This window comes from Burkholderia sp. BCC1638 (assembly GCF_902833195.1).
GTDB lineage: Bacteria > Pseudomonadota > Gammaproteobacteria > Burkholderiales > Burkholderiaceae > Burkholderia > Burkholderia diffusa.
Map to the genome: position 1 here is coordinate 26,324 of NZ_CADFEC010000022.1, position 15,426 is coordinate 41,749.

Below are 15,426 nucleotides of genomic sequence, written 5' to 3' on the forward strand. Positions count from 1 at the left end.
GTCACGTATTCGTCTGCCGAGCGTTCCGCGCCACTGCGGTATTCAAGCCGGCATCGGCGCGAAATTCCGCTTCAGGTGTTCCGCTCGCCGTGGCCGCTGATACAGATAACCCTGCGCGTACTGAATCCCGACCGCATGCAGCGCGCGATGCTGCTCTTCCGTCTCCACGCCCTCGGCAATGATCTTAAGGCCGTAGTGGTGGGCGACCGCCGCGATCCCTTCGATCAGTTTCGCGTTGCCCGTCGTGAGCTGCGAGATGAACTGTCGATCGATCTTCACGTAGTCGAACGGAAAGCGCGACAGCATGTCCAGGTTGCTGTGATGCGTGCCGAAGTCGTCGATCGCGAACTTCGCGCCTTTCGCGCGCAGCGTGGCGAACATCTCGGTGGTGCGCGGATTCTTCTCGAGCAGGATGCGCTCGGTCACTTCGAGCACCAGCGTGCAACCCGGTGGAAGCCGGCCGATCGTGTCTTCGACGACGGACACGAAGCGGGCGCGTTCGAGATCCTTCGGCGCGACGTTGATCGCGATGCGCAGCGGCATCGACGGCGCGAGTGCGGTCAGTTCCGATACGGCCGTCCGAAGCACGAACTCGGTCACCTTCGGCAGGACCGCACTCGACTCGACCTGCGGCACGAACACGGCCGGACTGATGGCCCCCCATTTCGGATGGTGCCAGCGCAGCAGCGCCTCGACGCCGACGGTCCGGCGCGTTTCGACGTCGACGATCGGCTGGTAGACGACATGAAATTCGTTGCGCTTCAGCGCATTGCGCACGGCCTTCAGCAACAGCCGGCGCGGCGCCATCGCGAGCAAGTACGCGGCCGCGACGAGGCCGTTGACCAGCAGCGCGATCGTCAGGCAGATGAGTCGGTAGTGCCGCTGCACCTGCGAAACATAGGGTTCCGCCGAGGTGACGGAGACCGTGAACGGCCACGCGTTCGACGCGATCTTGCTGCCTGTGGCCGGCGCCGCGCCGAATGACGGCACGAACGCGCCATGCTGATCGATGCTGCCCGCGCCCTCGATCGACAGCGTGGCCGTTTCCGCCCCGAAGCGGGTCCCGTGCGCGAGCATGTCCGCCACATAGTCGCCCTCGACCACATAAAGGACGCCGGAGTCGGGCGCGGTCGCGCGAAACGCCGCCAGCACCGGAACGTGCTGCTGAAACGGTGTCTGCCGAAGCAGCGTGATGGCCGTCATCCCCGGCGCGGGCGCGTGAATGTACGCGTCGAGCGGGACGTCGATCGCGCCCAGCGCCGACGAGCACGTGACGCGACCGCCGTTCGCCAGCCCGACGGCCCGACGGCCCGACGGCCCGAAGATAGCGCAGGTGAGTGCCCACTTCGGCGAGCGTACTGAAGATCGTCGTGCAGGGCCGCCCGACCAGCGCGTTCAACTCATTCGGGTGCCGCGAGCGAATCCCGTCGAGGATGCGGTCGACCGATATCACGATGTCGTTCGCGACGTCGCGTTCGTGCCGTGCAATCGAGTCGCGCGCCAGGCGCCCTGCAACGACGAGCGCCAGCATGAACACGAGAATGCAGGCGATCAGGGCGCCGGGGAAGACGACATGCGGCCACGCGCCGCTGCGCTGGAACGCGGGCTTCGGGCGCGGTGCGAGCGCGGAGGGTCCTCGGGTCGTACTTGTTGTTGTGCGCATGTGAATGCAGGTCGAACCGGTCGATGACTTGGCGCGAGGCATTCGCCGTGCCTGGCCGGGGCACCGCGGCTCGCGCCCATATCGGGACGCAAATCGATTCTACGCTCGCGAAACGCACGAAGCGACAGCGCGGCGGGCACAGGATTCGAGGCGCTTTCTCGTAACATACATCGACAACGCATGTATAACGGTATCGCACGCCCAAAAAAAACCCGGCCGCATCGGTATGCAGCCGGGACAGAAGTCACCGTCTCTTGGCACGAGGATGGTGCGCGGCAAGTATAAGGCGTGTCCCACCTTATTACGAAATATTGCTATCCAAAATGTAGATAACTATCGAGATTGATGCTTGGTGAGAAATATTTGCGCCGCGCGTCATTTCCGGCGGCCGTGCTTCAGAAGTCGTTGCGCATCTTGTGGAGCAGGTCGCGGGGCGATTGATGCGTGTCCACGGCGGTGAGGACGTCGGTCAGGAACCACGGCAGGTTCAGCTGCGTATCGGAATCGCCGACACAGATGCGGATCGGCGGCGCTTTTGATGCCGCGCGGGAGCCGGGCGCGGTGCCGGCGGACGTCGAGGACGGCACGCAGTTTCTCGCTTGCTGCGCAACCGGCGCGGCGGCATTGTCCGCCGCGGTGCCGGCGACCGCCGGCAAGCCGACGGCGGCAAGCAGGATCAGGATGGCGAAGGGAGCGGCGCGTTTCATGTGATTCTCCGGCGATGCACGTTCGACACCGCCGGCGGGCCCAAGTTCGGCAAGCCGCCGAGGCCCCGCAGGCGCGACGACATCGGCATGTCCGACGCGGTCGAACGCGCTGCGTGAGCGGTCTCGCGCACCGGATCGATCGTTCAAACGTCAAGAATCGTTTGGATCACCCGTCAGACGCTTGCGATGCCGAATGCGCTCATTTATCGCGCCGCCACGACGGCGCCGATACCGGGCGTCGAGCCAGTTCGCAAGGAGCATTCGTCATTACCGCATTCAATCGTCGCACGCAAATTCGTGCTTTTCTCGTCGCCTCGGTCGCGTATCTCAACCTGTCGCAGTCCGCGTCGGCGGCCTATACGGAATCGTGGATGAGCGACCACGACGTCAAGGAATACGCACATCAGATCAAGCATTCGCCCGCGGCGGCGAGCGGCGTGACGGCCGTGAAGCCGGGGCGGCAAACCGGCTCTTCGCGGTCGAATGCGCCGGCCGCGGCGCACGCCGACGCGAAACCCGTGTCGAAGGCGCACGCGGCGCCCGCGAAGACCCGCAAGGTCGAGCATGCGGTCGGCATCGATCCGAAGGCGCCCGTCGTCGCGAAGCCGAAGGCCGTGCGGACGGCTCACAAAAGCGCGGCCGTCCAGCATTGACGCCGCGATAACCGACGCATTCGACCTTCACGGAGAATTTCATGTCGCTGATGGACCGCCTGCTGTCACGCGGCGTGCAGAACGGTACGTCGAGAAGGCGCGTGATCGTGCGTGTCTGGCTCGACGAGCTCGGGCGTGTCCGCGATCTCAAGGTCAGGCGCAGTTGCGGCGACGCCGCGCTCGACGAGAAGGCGCTTCACGCGATTGCGGTGATGCGCTTCCCCGGCGGTCACCTCGGCTCGGGCGGGAAATCGGCGAAGCGCTGGCACGATCTCGATTACCCGGTGGACTGACGACGCGTCACGGATAGCCGTAGCAGCACTTCAATTTCCTGCAATCGTAGACGTGGCTTCGCGCGGCAATTGTCGCGCCGTCGCACGCCGCCTGGAGATTCGACTCGCGCGCGTTGTGCAGCATCTTCACGATGAACCGCGAGCCGTTCCGATGCCCGTATGCAGGTGCTCAGGTCAGTGCAGGCCTGCCGATGCGATCGAGCGCATCGTGTCGGTGATGCGCACGCAACGCGACAGACCGAACGTCTCGGCTTCGCGGCGTTCCGGTTCGCTGCTCGCGACGGCCACCGCGCGCTCGGGCGGCACGCCCAGCGCCTGAAGCGCGACGTCGAACGGATGCTGATTTGCTACTGAGTCCTTCTGATGAGCGTCGGTCACGACGACCGAGAAGCGGTCGAGGTTCGCGCGGCCGAACTGGCCTTCGAACATGTCGCTGAGCCGGGCGGCAGGCAGCGTCGTGACGAGACCGAGTCGATATCCTTGCTCCGACGCGCTGTCGAGCCACTGGATGATCGCATCGCGCTGGTTGCGCGATTCGTGCGAATCCGGTGTCGCTTCGATCTGCGCGAATGCGGCGTCGAGACGGGTGACGATGGCTTCGATGACCACGGTGATTCCTCTCCTGAGACGTGACGATCCGTTCGCGGACGGGAATGCCGCACACCTTAGCGTCGATCCGGAATATGCGACCAATTAATATTTATATCCGACTCATACGATTCGACTAATGAATGGGGCGGTGAGCCAGCGCTGGCGCGGGATGCATGTGAGGCGGTGTTTTCCGGATGATCTGCATCGTATCGACGCGCTTAGACGTGATGCACCAAAGGCGCGCACGAAATGAATGCACCCGATGTGTGCAGATGAAAAAAAAGCGTATCGGGCGAGATGCGCCCGAGACGCCGTCTTGCGATGCCGCGTGGCGGTCGGCGATCAGTGCAGCTTGATCGACGGCTGGTTGCGGCTTTGCAGCCAGTGGCTCAGCGACTGGAACAGTGCGCGCTTCAGTCCGTACACGCTGAACAGATGCTTGCGGTACAGGAACTTGTACAGCCCGATCGCGGCGAGCCCGTCGACGATCAGGGAGCGCGAACGCACGCCGAGGTCGGCCTGATACACGGCGCCGGCTTGGCCGAGCGACACGACGGTGCCCGCATCGCGGAACGTGAAGCCCGACACCGGCTTGCCGGCGAGGCGCCGCGCGAGCGCATCGCCGAGATACACGGCCTGCTGGTGCGCGACCTGCGCGCGCGGCGGCAGGAAACCGCTCGCATCGGCCGACGGGCATGCAGCGCAGTCGCCGAATGCATACACGTGCGGATCGTCGGGCGTCTGCAGCGTGTCGGTCACGATCACCTGGTTCGACCGGTTGAGCGCGATGTCGCCCAGTTCCCGCAGGATCGCGGGGCCAGCGACGCCGGCCGCCCAGATCGTGATGTCGCTCGCAAGCCGCTCGCCGGTCGCGGTCATGACCGCGTCAGCGCCCACTTCCGCGACGCGTGTATCCGTCAGCACGTCGACGTTCAGCGTGCGCAATTGCGTATGCATCCTGGCCGACAGCCTTGCGTCGAGCGCCGGCAGGATGCGCGGGCCGCCTTCGATCAGCCGGATATGCACGTCGCGCGCGGACACCAGCGCCTTGAAGCGATACGTCGTCAGCTGCTGGATCGCATGGCGCAGCGCCGCGGCCAGTTCGACACCCGTCGCGCCCGCGCCGATCACGTTGATGCAGATCGGTGCCGCGCGGTGCACCGGCTGCTGCTCGGCCAGGTGGTTCGCCTTCGTGCAGGCGGCCAGGAACTTGCGGCGGAAATCCTCGGCCTGGTCGAGATTTTCGAGCGGTAGCGCGTGCCGCGCGGCGCCCGGCACGTTGAAGAAGTTCGTCACGCTGCCGACGGCCAGCACCAGATCGTCGTAGCCGAGCTCGCGTTGCGGCAGGATCTCCGTGCCGTCCGCGTCCTGCACCGGCGCGATCGTCGCCGTGCGTGCCGCGCGGTCGACCTGCTGCAGCGCGCCCTGCACGAAGCGGAAGCCGTGGCGCTTCGCCTGCGCCGCGTATTCGATCGTGTGCGAGGCCGGATCGCGATGGCCGGATGCGGCTTCGTGGAGCAGCGGCTTCCAGAAGTGCGTCGGGTAGCGGTCGACGAGCACGACGTCGGCTTGCCCGCGGCGGCCGACCGTGTCGCCGAGGCGCGTGGCGAGCTGCAGGCCGCCGGCGCCGCCGCCGACGATCACGATGCGCGGCACGCGCGGTGCGCGATCCGTTGCAAGGGTAGGCGTGATGTGGTCCATGTTGTGGCTCCCGCTGATGACGATTCGGATGACATTGCTCAAGAACCGACGATATAGTTTTGAACCTACGCGAACAATTTAATGTTTATAAGCGACTCATATGTATTCACTTATAGGAAAGACCGCGACGTTCCGGCAGCTGAAGGCGCTGGACATGATCGCGCGGCTCGGCAGCGTGTCGCGCGCGGCCGAGGAGCTGAACCTGACGCAGCCGGCCGTGTCGCTGCAGGTTCGCCTGCTCGAGGAGGCGGTGGGCGCCGCGTTGCTGCAGCGGGTGGGGCGCGGCGTGCAGCTGACCGCCGCCGGTGAAATCGTGGCGCGCTATGCGCGCGAGATCCTGCATCTATGGAGCGAGGCCGGCGACGAAGTGGCCGCGCTGACGGGCGACCTCGGCGGCACGCTGCGGATCGGCGCGATCACGACGGCCGAGTATCTGATCCCGCCGCTGCTGGTGAAATTCACCGCGACGCGACCGCACGTGAAGACCTATTTCAAGGTCGGCAATCGCGACGACATCATCCGCATGCTCGCGACGCATGAAATCGATCTCGCGGTGATGGGCAGCGCACCGAAGGAGCTGCGCACGCACGCGGTCGAGTTCGCGAAGCACCCTATGGTGTTCGTCGCGGCGCCGGGTCATCCGCTGATGCAGCGCAAGCGCGTCGCGCTGAAGGATCTCGAATCCGCGCATCTGCTCGTGCGCGAACGCGGCGCGGGCACGCGCTCGACCGTCGAGAGCCTGTTCAAGACGGCCGGCTACCGTTTCCATGTGGGCTCCGAACTGTCGAGCAACGAGGCGATCAAGCAGATGGCCGAAGCGGGGCTCGGCGTCGCGTTCCTGTCGTTGCACGCGTGTGCACTCGAGTTGCGCACGGGGTTGCTCGGGCAACTGCCGTTTCCGGGCAACCCGATCGAGCGCGAATGGTATGTGGTCACGCTTGCCGACCGGCGGATCTCGCAGGTGACGGGGCTGTTTCGCGACTTCCTGATCAAGCAGGGCGCGCCGGTGATCGACGGCGCGACGGTCGCGCCGCACGAACGGCGGCGCAAGTAGACGCACGCCGGGACGCGGGCGGCGTGTGCGAGCCGTGCGTGCCTTCGGTCAAACGAGCCCGAAGTCGTCGTTGCTGTCGGGAATCGACGCGAGCAGCCGTTCGAGGCGGTACCAGCCGAGCATGCGCAGGCATCGCGCGGCGAAGGCGATCCGGTCGTTGCGGGGAGCGGGGCCGTCGGGACGGCGGGCTGTCCGGGACGGCGAAGAGGGAATGAACGCCGCGCGCAGTGGGCAGGAATGGGGCATGACGGTCTCCGTAGGTGTCGGATGAAGCCCATCGTAAGCGCCGCGGCGCTCGTCGGCGCGCACGCAAGGATGCGGCGGAGCAGGAACGGATGATCTTTTTCTGCTCGTTGCGGGAATGGCGGCGCGCGACCGGCAAACGGCCGGAAAAAGCGTCACAATGCGCGTTCGACCCACGATCTGGTGGAGAAGAACCATGAGCGATCCGATTCTCGCCGCGCCGACCGACAACGGCGTGCCGGTCAGCCTGCGCTCCAGCCGCGGGCTCGGCTGGCGCGGCTTCGGCGCGTCGCTGCTGGAGATTCGCGCGGGTACGTACCGGATTCCGGCGGCCGATCATCACCGCATCGGCGTGCATATCGGCTCGCCCGTGCGCGCGGATTGCGTGTGCGACGGCCAGCGCGTGTCGCGCATCCAGGCGCACGGCGACATCGACGTGATTCCCGCCGGCCTGCCGGGCCAATGGACCGACAGCGCCGACTGCCGGATCCTGCACGTCATGCTCAGCGACACGTTCGTGCGGCGCACGTTCGAGCAACTCGAGCTGAAGCCGTCGCAGGCGCAGATCCGCCGGCGGCTGCAGGTGCGCGATCCGCGCCTGCAACACATTGCATGGGCGATGGCCGCCGAACTCGAGGCGGAAGACGCGTCCGACCCGCTCTATGCGGAGAGCCTGTGCACGGCGCTCGTCGCGCGACTGGTCGATGGCCAGCCCGTGTTCCGCGAGCGCCGGCGGACGCTCGCGCCGAAGGCGGCGGCGCGCGTGATCGACTATGTCGAGGCCAACCTCGAACGCCGCATGACGCTCGCCGAGCTTGCGGCGCTCGTGTCGATCAGCGTGCCGCATTTCAAGGTGCTGTTTCGCGAGACGCTCGGGATGCCGGTGCATCAGTACGTGGTGCGGCGCCGGGTCGAGCGTGCGAAGGCGTTGCTGCTCGAAGGCCGGCTCAGCATCAGCCAGATCGCGCTCGAAGTCGGGTTCGCACATCAGAGCCATATGGCGAACTGGATGAATCGCGTGCTGGGCGCGACGCCGACGGAGGTCGCGCGGTCCGGCGCGCGGGGCGGGCTCCGGCTGGCTTATGACGGCGAGGACGATGCGTCGGCGTCGGATCGATAGCCGCTGACGAACCGGTGGGCCGTGCGATCCGAGCGCGGCCCCGCATCCGGTCATCCTTTCCTGTTCACATCATCCGCACCTGCGCGCTTTCCCGTTCGCGCACGCAGACAATCACTGCACCTTCATCCTCCAGGAGCGGATCGTGTTCGTGATTTTCGGAGCATCAGGCAACGTCGGCTCGTCGACCGTGACGACCCTGCGCCACGCAGGCCATCCCGTGCGCGCGGTGCTGCGCGACGCCCGCCATCGCGAACGTTTCGCGCAACTCGGCTGCGAAGTGGCGATCGCCGACCTGACGGATGCAGGTGCGATTGCCACGGCGATCGACGGCGCGCAAGCCGTGCAGATGCTGTGTCCGGTGCCCGTCGCCGACGGCGATCCGGCGGAGACGATGGCGCGCACGCTCGACGTCGTGACCGGCGCACTCGCCGCGAATCCGCCGCCGGCACTGCTTGCGCTGTCGGACTATGGCGCGGAACTTGACGGCAACACGGGCATCACGCGGTTGTTTCATCTGCTGGAAGAGAAATTGAAGACGGTCCCGACCCGGCTGACGCTGTTGCGCTCGGCCGAGCATCTCCAGAACTGGGTGCGCATCTTGCCGGTTGCGCTCGGCACCGGCGTGCTGCCGAGTTTTCACCATCCAATCGACAAGGTGTTTCCGACGGTGTGGGCGCCCGACGTGGGCGTCGCGGCGGCGCGGCTGCTGCTCGATGTCGCGGAAACCGGCAACGGGCCGCGCATCGTCAGCATCGAAGGCCCGCGGCGCGTGAGCGTGCGGGATATCGCGGAGACGCTCGGCGCGGCCGCAGACCGCGAGATCGTCGCGCGCGAACTGCCGCGCGACGCATGGACCGCGACGCTGCTGCGCGCGGGCCTCAGTGAGCGACATGCGCAGCTGATCGTCGATCTGTACGACGTGCACAACGCGGGGCAGATTGACGTCGAGGCCGGCGTGTCGGAGCGGGTGTATGGCACGACGACACCGGAGGAGGCGCTCGCTGCGCTGGTGCGCGTGCACGCAGCGCAGGCGTGACGCAGGTGGCCGGCACCTCCTACGCTATTCCAAGCTATCCATCTGGTCCCATTGTGCAAGAAGATCACCCGGAATCGCGTTGACCACCTCGACGTAGCGTTTGCCAACGAATTGCTCGGCCCGCTTCAGCAATACCGGGATCGGGCTGCTTGGTTCGTTCGTTTCGAACCACTGGCGCGCCGTATTGATCAGAATCAGCGCCTCATGGCGGGTCATCGGCACCGGTTCGGTGCAGGAAGCAGCATTCGGTGCGTTTGCCCTCGAGTTCAATTCGCTATCCGGAGAAATTGACGTGAATTCTCCGTCGGGCTGCACACCGTCTCGATTCCGGCCATCAATGTCATCGACGAAAACATGTGCGACGTCCGAAGTTGCCTCGACGTGCGTGCCCGCGACATTCAACAGTTGAAGCAATCGAATCAATGGCGAAAGGTCGGGCAGATACGTGTCGAGATGAGTCGCTCCCCAGATGTTGATCGCGGCAAGATTCGAGATCGTTTCATCGAACGCGTTCATCATTTCCGGCTGTTGCGCCCGCAGATCCCGCAACTGCTGGATGACTGAATCCGGTGCGAGCGCATCCGCCGAACGCGGATGGGCGAAAGCGCGTTCGACATCCCGCAACTGCAGGCGCGTGGCGGTCGACTTCATCAGCACGATCTCCCGGACGTCGGCAAGCAGTCCGTCGGGATCCGTCATCGTCTGCAGGGCATTCATTCGCATTTCCAGCGCGGCGCCGCGATCGTCATCCGTGCTTGCCTGGGGGTGAACGCTGTCGGGAAACGCCTGCAGCCATGCAGCGAGCAGCCCCGTTCCTTCCGTCAATCCCGACGGACCGCCGAGGCGCGTGCGACAACGGGCGTAGAGCACCGCGACACGTATATCCTTCGTGCGCAGCATCAGCCGGCGGCAGTTGCGCTCGAGTTCGCTCCAGTTGAGCGGTTCAGGTGATCCGACAAACGCGCCGTACTGCACGTCCGACCTGGATGCCGCGTCAGCAAAAAGGACCACGAAATCGTGGTCATATTCGAGATCCGAGCCGCACGGCGCGTCGTCGCTTACCGGCAACAGCCAGTCGAAGTGCGTGGCGTCGATCGCGGAGGGGCGGCTCGGCTTCGCAGGGGGGGGCGATTGCTTCTTGCTCATGGTCGGTCGGTTCCAGGGCTTGTCGGGCGGCGATCGAAATGACGTGCGTAACGTTCGGGTTCGAACCGCATGCCGGTAATGGGTTTGCGCTGGTCCGGGCGGCCGAGCCATCCGGACCAGCCCATGCGTTGTTGGCCGCCCATCACCGCCGGCGGCGCACTCTCCGGCTTGATACGCAACTCGAGTTCCCATTCCAGTTCGTAGCCGACGAACGCCCGTACCCATTCGACGAGCTGTGGCAGATCCTCGCCTTGAGGCGTGAAGCGCAGATAGGCGTTCAGATCGAGCGGGCCGATGATGATTCGAAAGCGATGCTGACGGTCTGGCGCGACACGTCCGAGTATGGCGCCTTGTCCCATCGTCGCGGCAGCACCCGGGCGGCCCATTCGGCCGCAGTCGGCCGGGTCGATTTCGATCCAGTGGAACACGTTCTCTTCAAGCGCGACCGGCACGCCGAAGTAGTGTTCGAGCGTCGTGCGCAGGCCGTCCGGATTGCGCGATTCGCGTACGAGATGCGCCGCGGCGGCGAGGCGCGCGTGCGAGGGCAACGGGCGCCTGGAAATCTCGCCGATGTCCAGTCCCGCGACGCTCGCGATGTAGAACGAAAATCGCTCGTTTTGTGTTCGATCGAGTCCGGCGGCTGATTGAGCCGACGCCCACGCGCGATAGAACAGCGTGAAGTAGCGATGATGGAAGATGTCGAAAAAATCGACGGTCGTCGTGTCGCGCCGGCTCTCTTGGCGATCCTTCGCGATTTCGGTGAAGTGGATCGGGAGCGGACCATGGGGACCGAGCATCCCGAGACTGAAAAGTCGCACCTTCAACCGCCCCGCGGATTGTTCCGCGCTTGCGACTTCTCGCGGGGCAAAGGCGAGGCTCGGCTGCTGGCCAAGCCGTAATGGTTCCGAGCCTGGCCGGCGTGCCGTGCCGATCGGATCGATGGCGGCGTTCGCGCCGATGCGGCGCAAGAGCGACAGAAACCCGAACCGCCAGGGCTCGGCCTGCAAGCGTTCGAGCTGCTCAGGCGACAGCATGCTGTCGCGAAGCTGCGCGGGCAGCGTGGCGCGCTTCATCACAGCACTCCGCGTGTGCCCGTGCGCACCGGCCAGCGTGCGATGCGACCTCGTTGCATCGAATGCAGTTCGGTTTGCGTGAAGCTGTTGATCGATACGTGCCGCGCGAGCCAATGTTCGAGGACCACACCGAACAGGTAAGGGCTCACGCCCGAGAAGTCCGTCTCGTCGACGGTCAGTGTGCACTCGATACCGCGCCCGAATGTCATCGGACCGATTCCCGGCAGCTTGCGGGTCACGGGGCGCGTCCTCACCCCGACGAGGCTTTCGACTTGCCGGCCTTGTCCGGAATCGCCGTCCGCGACGTACAGGCGCAGCAGGTCGCGCAGCCCTTGCCCCCCTTCACGGTGATCGAAATCGTCGAGCGGCAGGTAGTTGAAATTGAGCTGGCGGATCAGGCGCCATGCCATTTCCCGCTCCGCGTGGGGCGGCAGCGGAGGGCTGGGCGCGCGGATGAGGCCAATGCTCGCGACCGGCGCGGATTCGGCCGTGTCCAGGTCGTCGATGCCGTTGCGTGGCACGAGCGTAGCCAGATCGCGATTTGTCAGCAGTGCATCGACCGACAGGTAGCGGATGTTTTCGTTATAGGGGGCCTCGTTTTGATCGACGAGGGAGAGAAACACTTCCGTGCCGATGTAAGGCGTGCGTGTACCGTAACGACGAGCCGAATCGGACACGAGGCGTCGCTCGCGCCGCGCTGAGAAGTAGCGACCGTGATTGCCTTCGTCGTTGTTCAGTGTTTGGTAGAGCGGGCGGAAAGTGAGTTCGGCGGACGTCGAGGCCACGCGGCCGTACACGGCCTCCACCGAAAACACCTCGTAGTCGAGCGGTGCGAGCCGTGCCGGCACCAGGTGAAACTCGGTTTCTCGCGGCGTAATCTCGATCCGGTCGGTATGCTTGCTGAACAAGTTGATGACGGGTGTGCAGAACAGCGCGAAGCGTGAAGCGTCCACGAGGTTTGCCAGTTGAGCCGGCGAGCGGTCGAGCAACACGACGATCTCGACTTCGCGGCCGTGCACCGCCGAAAAGCCTTCGGCGAGCCCGTTCAGCGCAAAGAACCAGAATCGGGCCGGGCACGCGAAATACTCGTGCAACAGGTTATGCCCATGGAACTTCGTCCAGGTGAGCGGCAGCAGGTTCTGGTCGGTGCGCAGCCCTTCATGCTCGACTGCGTTACGTGTCACGGCTGCGAGCGGACGCCCCGGGATGCCGAACTCGCCGGGCGCGCCGATCACGGACGCGACGGCACCGGCATGCAGCAATTCGAACAGGTGGGATGCAACCTGCTCGTCACCGGCAAGGTAGATGGGAAGTCGATCAAGCCCCTTCAGGTCGGAAATTCGCACGTCACCGGTCGTCGCCAGGCGTAGCCTTAATGCGCCGCGCACCTGCGTATCGGGCGGCACGTAGCGCTCGAGGCCGGCGATGTCCGGCGGAACACCCGTCAAGCGGGCCTCGGTGATCGTCAGCGGCCAGAGCGTCACGTTCTGCCCGCTCGTGAATCGGCACGCCGTTCTTTCGCCATCGGGAACGCGGGCCGTAAAGGCGGTGCCGCGCGCGATCCGATATCCGTTGGCAAGGCTGCCCTCCGTGCCCCCGGGATGCAGGCGTGCAACGGCAATCGACGGCGTGGGCGCGACGTAATTCGGGTAAACGACTTCAAGCAACCGTTCGGTGAAGCGCGGGAATTCTGCATCGAGCTTGAGCTGCATGCGAGCGGCCATGAAGCTGAACGACTCGATCAGGCGCTCGACGTAGGGATCCGCCACTTCACCCGCCTGCATACCGAGACGGCGGGCGATCTTCGGATGTGCATGCGCGAATTCGGTCGCGAGTTCGCGCATGTAGATGAGTTCCTGGTTGTAGTAGTCGAGCAGTCGCGGGTCCATCGGAACGGTCTCGTTGTCGTTGTGGCGTGGGGTGCTTAACCCGTGCGCATGCCGGTAATGCGAATCTCGCTGGTCTCGAGATCCAGCGAACTCTGCACCATGAATTCGAGTGGGTACGGATCCATGTGGATCAGCCCGCGAACCTCGAACGCGAGGACGTTGTGATGCTCGCCGGCGTCGCCGCTGCCGGTGCGGGGAGATACCACGAGGGAATCCGGAATCAGCCGCGGTTCGAAATCGGTGATGGCTCGCCGGATCGTCTGCTCGACGTCGTTCCAATGACGTGACGCGATGAAGGCGCCCGCAAGGGGCGGCACGCCGAAGTTCAAGGTCGACGCAGCGACGTGCGGATGACGGCCCCGATCGATCTGATCCTCGATGCTCGTTGTGTTCAGCAGGTACGCGAGATCGCGCTGAACGATGTCGCGCATCTGTTTACGGGTGACCGTGTATTCCTCCGGCGCTTCGGTGCTTCGGTGCGGTGCATCGTCACGCAGGCGGTCGAGCAAGGTCGGCATCAAATGCGCATTGGCGCGCCGAGGCGTGCGGACGGCGAGCGAGTCGGTGGCCCGAGGCGCTTTCCTGTTCTCACTCATTGATCGGCTCTCCGACCGTGGCGCTGCTTCCGATACCTGTGCCGAACTCCGCGGTTGCCAGTTCGAACAGTCCGAAGTCACCTCGATCCGTTGACCAGGTCTTTTGGCCAAGCGCCGTGACACCGGTTCGGCCGTGCTCTCGCCAAGTCGTTTCGCGTCCGATGCGAACGGCGTCGCTGCCGATCTCCGAACCGTGATATCGAGCCGGCATGAAGCCGTGAGCGATGGCGCCATCGCCAAGCGTGAACGTACACGGCGCCCAAACCAGATCGACGACCTTCGTCGGCGGCGACACATGCCACGACGCCAGATCGGCGAACGGAATCCAGCGATAGTGCCCGGCCACGATGATTTCGCACACGGGGCCGAAACGGGAATCGCTATCGACGATCCAGGCTACCGAGCCCTGCGGGATGCGCGCAGCGACGGTCGGAGCGGCATCGAAGGCCGCTTCGCGCGCGTCGTCGGCTGCGGCGATCCGTCCCAAGGCGGCCAGGTGCAGTGCGTTCAACAATCCGTCGATCCACGCCGGCTGCTCGAATACGAAGCCTGGCTGCGCGAGCCCCTCGATCACCTGCTTGCGCCGGCATTCGGCACGGATCAGGTCGCGATAGACCTGCGCGGTTGCAGTGTGTATCGGTTCGAGCATGGCCCATGTCTGCAACTGCTGGATTGCCCGGGGCCATTCACCCATGACGCACAACAACTGAAACAGTGCCCACCGATGAGACGCGATGGTCGGCTGCGCGCGCAGGCGCGCCGACACTTGTTCGATCTGCTCGCTGAGTGGGATCTTGTCCAGACGAGCGAGTGAGGGCGGGCAGGAAGCGGTAAGCCGGGTCAATCTTCATCCTTGCGCAAGGGCGCGGACAGCGGGCTGTCCATAGTCAACACGTGGTGTTCGCGCCGTGTGAGCGCGGGGGGATGCTGCACGGCCTCCGCTCGAAAATCGGAAGGCGCAAACAGATGCAGGATCTCGGGAACGGGTTCGTCTTCTGGCAAGGAGGCGCTGTGCTCATCCAGTCGCTCGAATACGTCCTCGAGCGTGCGATCGCCAAGCAACATCGCTTCGATCGAATCATGATCACGACGAGGGTCCGGACAGCCCTGCGAATCGGGCGCGGACGTGCGCGTGATCGGCTCCGCCTCTCCTGCAGTTGACGCCCATTCCACGGTAACCGACGCGTGGGGATCGGCCAGCGCGCGCCAATACTGCGCGTGCAACGTATCGATCAGCACGTCGGTGCTGTCGGGCGCGCCAATGGAAGTGTGAGACGAAGGATCCGAACGTCGTGCGCCGCGCTCCAGGCCGCCGATCCCGAGCTGGCCGAGCAGGTCGTCGGCATACGGTGACGGGAGCGAATGGTCTGCTGGCACGGTTGGGGCAGCAGCAACAGTGTGGCCGGGTCGCGCATGACTGTTGCCACGCGGCAGCCCGGTGTGCGAGACATCCGATTGGCGACGCCACGGCAGACGAAAGGAACGCATCTGGAAGTCCAATGACGAGAAGTCCGCAATTTAACCACGAGTTTTGGCCGGTTGTTTATTGAGATAAAAATATGCGTGATGACGGGCTTTGTGCGAATGTTTTTTGAGATGAAATTTGAAATGTAAAACAAAGTCACAAAATGAATTTAATGCCTTTGCAATCAAAAAATTAT

The 15,426-nt window shown here is 64.8% G+C and carries 15 protein-coding genes and 1 pseudogene; 5 read left to right on the forward strand and 11 right to left on the reverse strand.

Translation table 11 applies throughout. The annotated features are described in order from the left end of the window. Positions 1 to 42: 42 nt before the first annotated feature. Positions 43 to 1,705, reverse strand: a pseudogene (locus HWX22_RS22890) (EAL domain-containing protein). 353 nt (positions 1,706 to 2,058) lie between these two features. After that, positions 2,059 to 2,370 (reverse strand): hypothetical protein, encoded by a 312-nt coding sequence (locus HWX22_RS22895; RefSeq protein WP_059818345.1) that lies wholly within the window; start codon positions 2,368 to 2,370, stop codon positions 2,059 to 2,061. 371 nt (positions 2,371 to 2,741) lie between these two features. Between HWX22_RS22895 and HWX22_RS22900 the strand changes: the two genes are divergently transcribed. After that, on the forward strand, positions 2,742 to 3,023 hold the full coding sequence (locus HWX22_RS22900; RefSeq protein WP_175916452.1) for a transcriptional regulator: 282 nt from the start codon (positions 2,742 to 2,744) through the stop codon (positions 3,021 to 3,023). A gap of 41 nt (positions 3,024 to 3,064) precedes the next feature. Continuing rightward, entirely contained in the window at positions 3,065 to 3,316 is a 252-nt protein-coding gene (locus tag HWX22_RS22905) for an energy transducer TonB (protein ID WP_175916453.1), read from the forward strand. A gap of 174 nt (positions 3,317 to 3,490) precedes the next feature. Here the strand turns inward: HWX22_RS22905 and HWX22_RS22910 are convergent, their stop codons facing one another. Next, positions 3,491 to 3,925 carry a phosphatase gene (locus tag HWX22_RS22910; RefSeq protein ID WP_059533628.1) on the reverse strand — a complete coding sequence of 145 codons (435 nt, stop codon included), beginning with the start codon at positions 3,923 to 3,925 and terminating at the stop codon, positions 3,491 to 3,493. A 324-nt stretch (positions 3,926 to 4,249) separates the two neighbouring features. Further along, positions 4,250 to 5,608 (reverse strand): NAD(P)/FAD-dependent oxidoreductase, encoded by a 1,359-nt coding sequence (locus tag HWX22_RS22915; protein WP_175916454.1) that lies wholly within the window; start codon positions 5,606 to 5,608, stop codon positions 4,250 to 4,252. A 100-nt stretch (positions 5,609 to 5,708) separates the two neighbouring features. Between HWX22_RS22915 and HWX22_RS22920 the strand changes: the two genes are divergently transcribed. Continuing rightward, the gene (locus HWX22_RS22920; protein WP_059533632.1) at positions 5,709 to 6,662 is read left to right on the forward strand and encodes a LysR family transcriptional regulator; all 954 of its coding nucleotides are present in this window, start codon (positions 5,709 to 5,711) and stop codon (positions 6,660 to 6,662) included. A gap of 48 nt (positions 6,663 to 6,710) precedes the next feature. Here HWX22_RS22920 and HWX22_RS22925 read toward each other — a convergent pair whose 3' ends face one another. Then, a complete protein-coding gene (locus tag HWX22_RS22925) occupies positions 6,711 to 6,908 on the reverse strand; it encodes a hypothetical protein (protein WP_059698737.1) in 198 nt (65 codons plus the stop codon). A gap of 193 nt (positions 6,909 to 7,101) precedes the next feature. Here HWX22_RS22925 and HWX22_RS22930 point away from each other — a divergent pair, with 193 nt between their 5' ends. Together HWX22_RS22930 and HWX22_RS22935 are read left to right on the forward strand one after the other, a co-directional pair. Further along, complete coding sequence (locus HWX22_RS22930) at positions 7,102 to 8,025, forward strand: AraC family transcriptional regulator (RefSeq protein WP_175916455.1); 924 nt, start codon at positions 7,102 to 7,104, stop codon at positions 8,023 to 8,025. Between the two features lie 142 nt (positions 8,026 to 8,167). After that, positions 8,168 to 9,061, forward strand: coding sequence for an NAD(P)H-binding protein (locus HWX22_RS22935; protein ID WP_175916456.1), 894 nt, complete (start codon positions 8,168 to 8,170; stop codon positions 9,059 to 9,061). Positions 9,062 to 9,085: 24 nt separating this feature from the next. Here the strand turns inward: HWX22_RS22935 and HWX22_RS22940 are convergent, their stop codons facing one another. The 6 genes from HWX22_RS22940 to HWX22_RS22965 are packed head-to-tail and all read right to left on the reverse strand — an operon-like array spanning position 9,086 to position 15,265. Next, on the reverse strand, positions 9,086 to 10,207 hold the full coding sequence (locus tag HWX22_RS22940; RefSeq protein WP_175916457.1) for a type VI secretion system ImpA family N-terminal domain-containing protein: 1,122 nt from the start codon (positions 10,205 to 10,207) through the stop codon (positions 9,086 to 9,088). Next, a complete protein-coding gene (gene tssG, locus HWX22_RS22945) occupies positions 10,204 to 11,280 on the reverse strand; it encodes a type VI secretion system baseplate subunit TssG (protein ID WP_175916458.1) in 1,077 nt (358 codons plus the stop codon). The genes HWX22_RS22940 and tssG overlap by 4 nt, the downstream gene beginning before the upstream one ends. Next, positions 11,280 to 13,169 carry a type VI secretion system baseplate subunit TssF gene (tssF, locus tag HWX22_RS22950; RefSeq protein WP_175916459.1) on the reverse strand — a complete coding sequence of 630 codons (1,890 nt, stop codon included), beginning with the start codon at positions 13,167 to 13,169 and terminating at the stop codon, positions 11,280 to 11,282. The genes tssG and tssF overlap by 1 nt, the downstream gene beginning before the upstream one ends. A 35-nt stretch (positions 13,170 to 13,204) precedes the next feature. Continuing rightward, positions 13,205 to 13,765 (reverse strand): type VI secretion system baseplate subunit TssE, encoded by a 561-nt coding sequence (gene tssE / locus HWX22_RS22955; protein WP_175909751.1) that lies wholly within the window; start codon positions 13,763 to 13,765, stop codon positions 13,205 to 13,207. Further along, the gene (locus HWX22_RS22960; protein ID WP_175916460.1) at positions 13,758 to 14,609 is read right to left on the reverse strand and encodes a type VI secretion system accessory protein TagJ; all 852 of its coding nucleotides are present in this window, start codon (positions 14,607 to 14,609) and stop codon (positions 13,758 to 13,760) included. Before HWX22_RS22960 ends, tssE begins: the two co-directional genes overlap by 8 nt. Next, positions 14,606 to 15,265, reverse strand: coding sequence for a TagK domain-containing protein (locus tag HWX22_RS22965; RefSeq protein ID WP_175916461.1), 660 nt, complete (start codon positions 15,263 to 15,265; stop codon positions 14,606 to 14,608). Before HWX22_RS22965 ends, HWX22_RS22960 begins: the two co-directional genes overlap by 4 nt. Between the last annotated feature and the right edge of the window lie 161 nt (positions 15,266 to 15,426).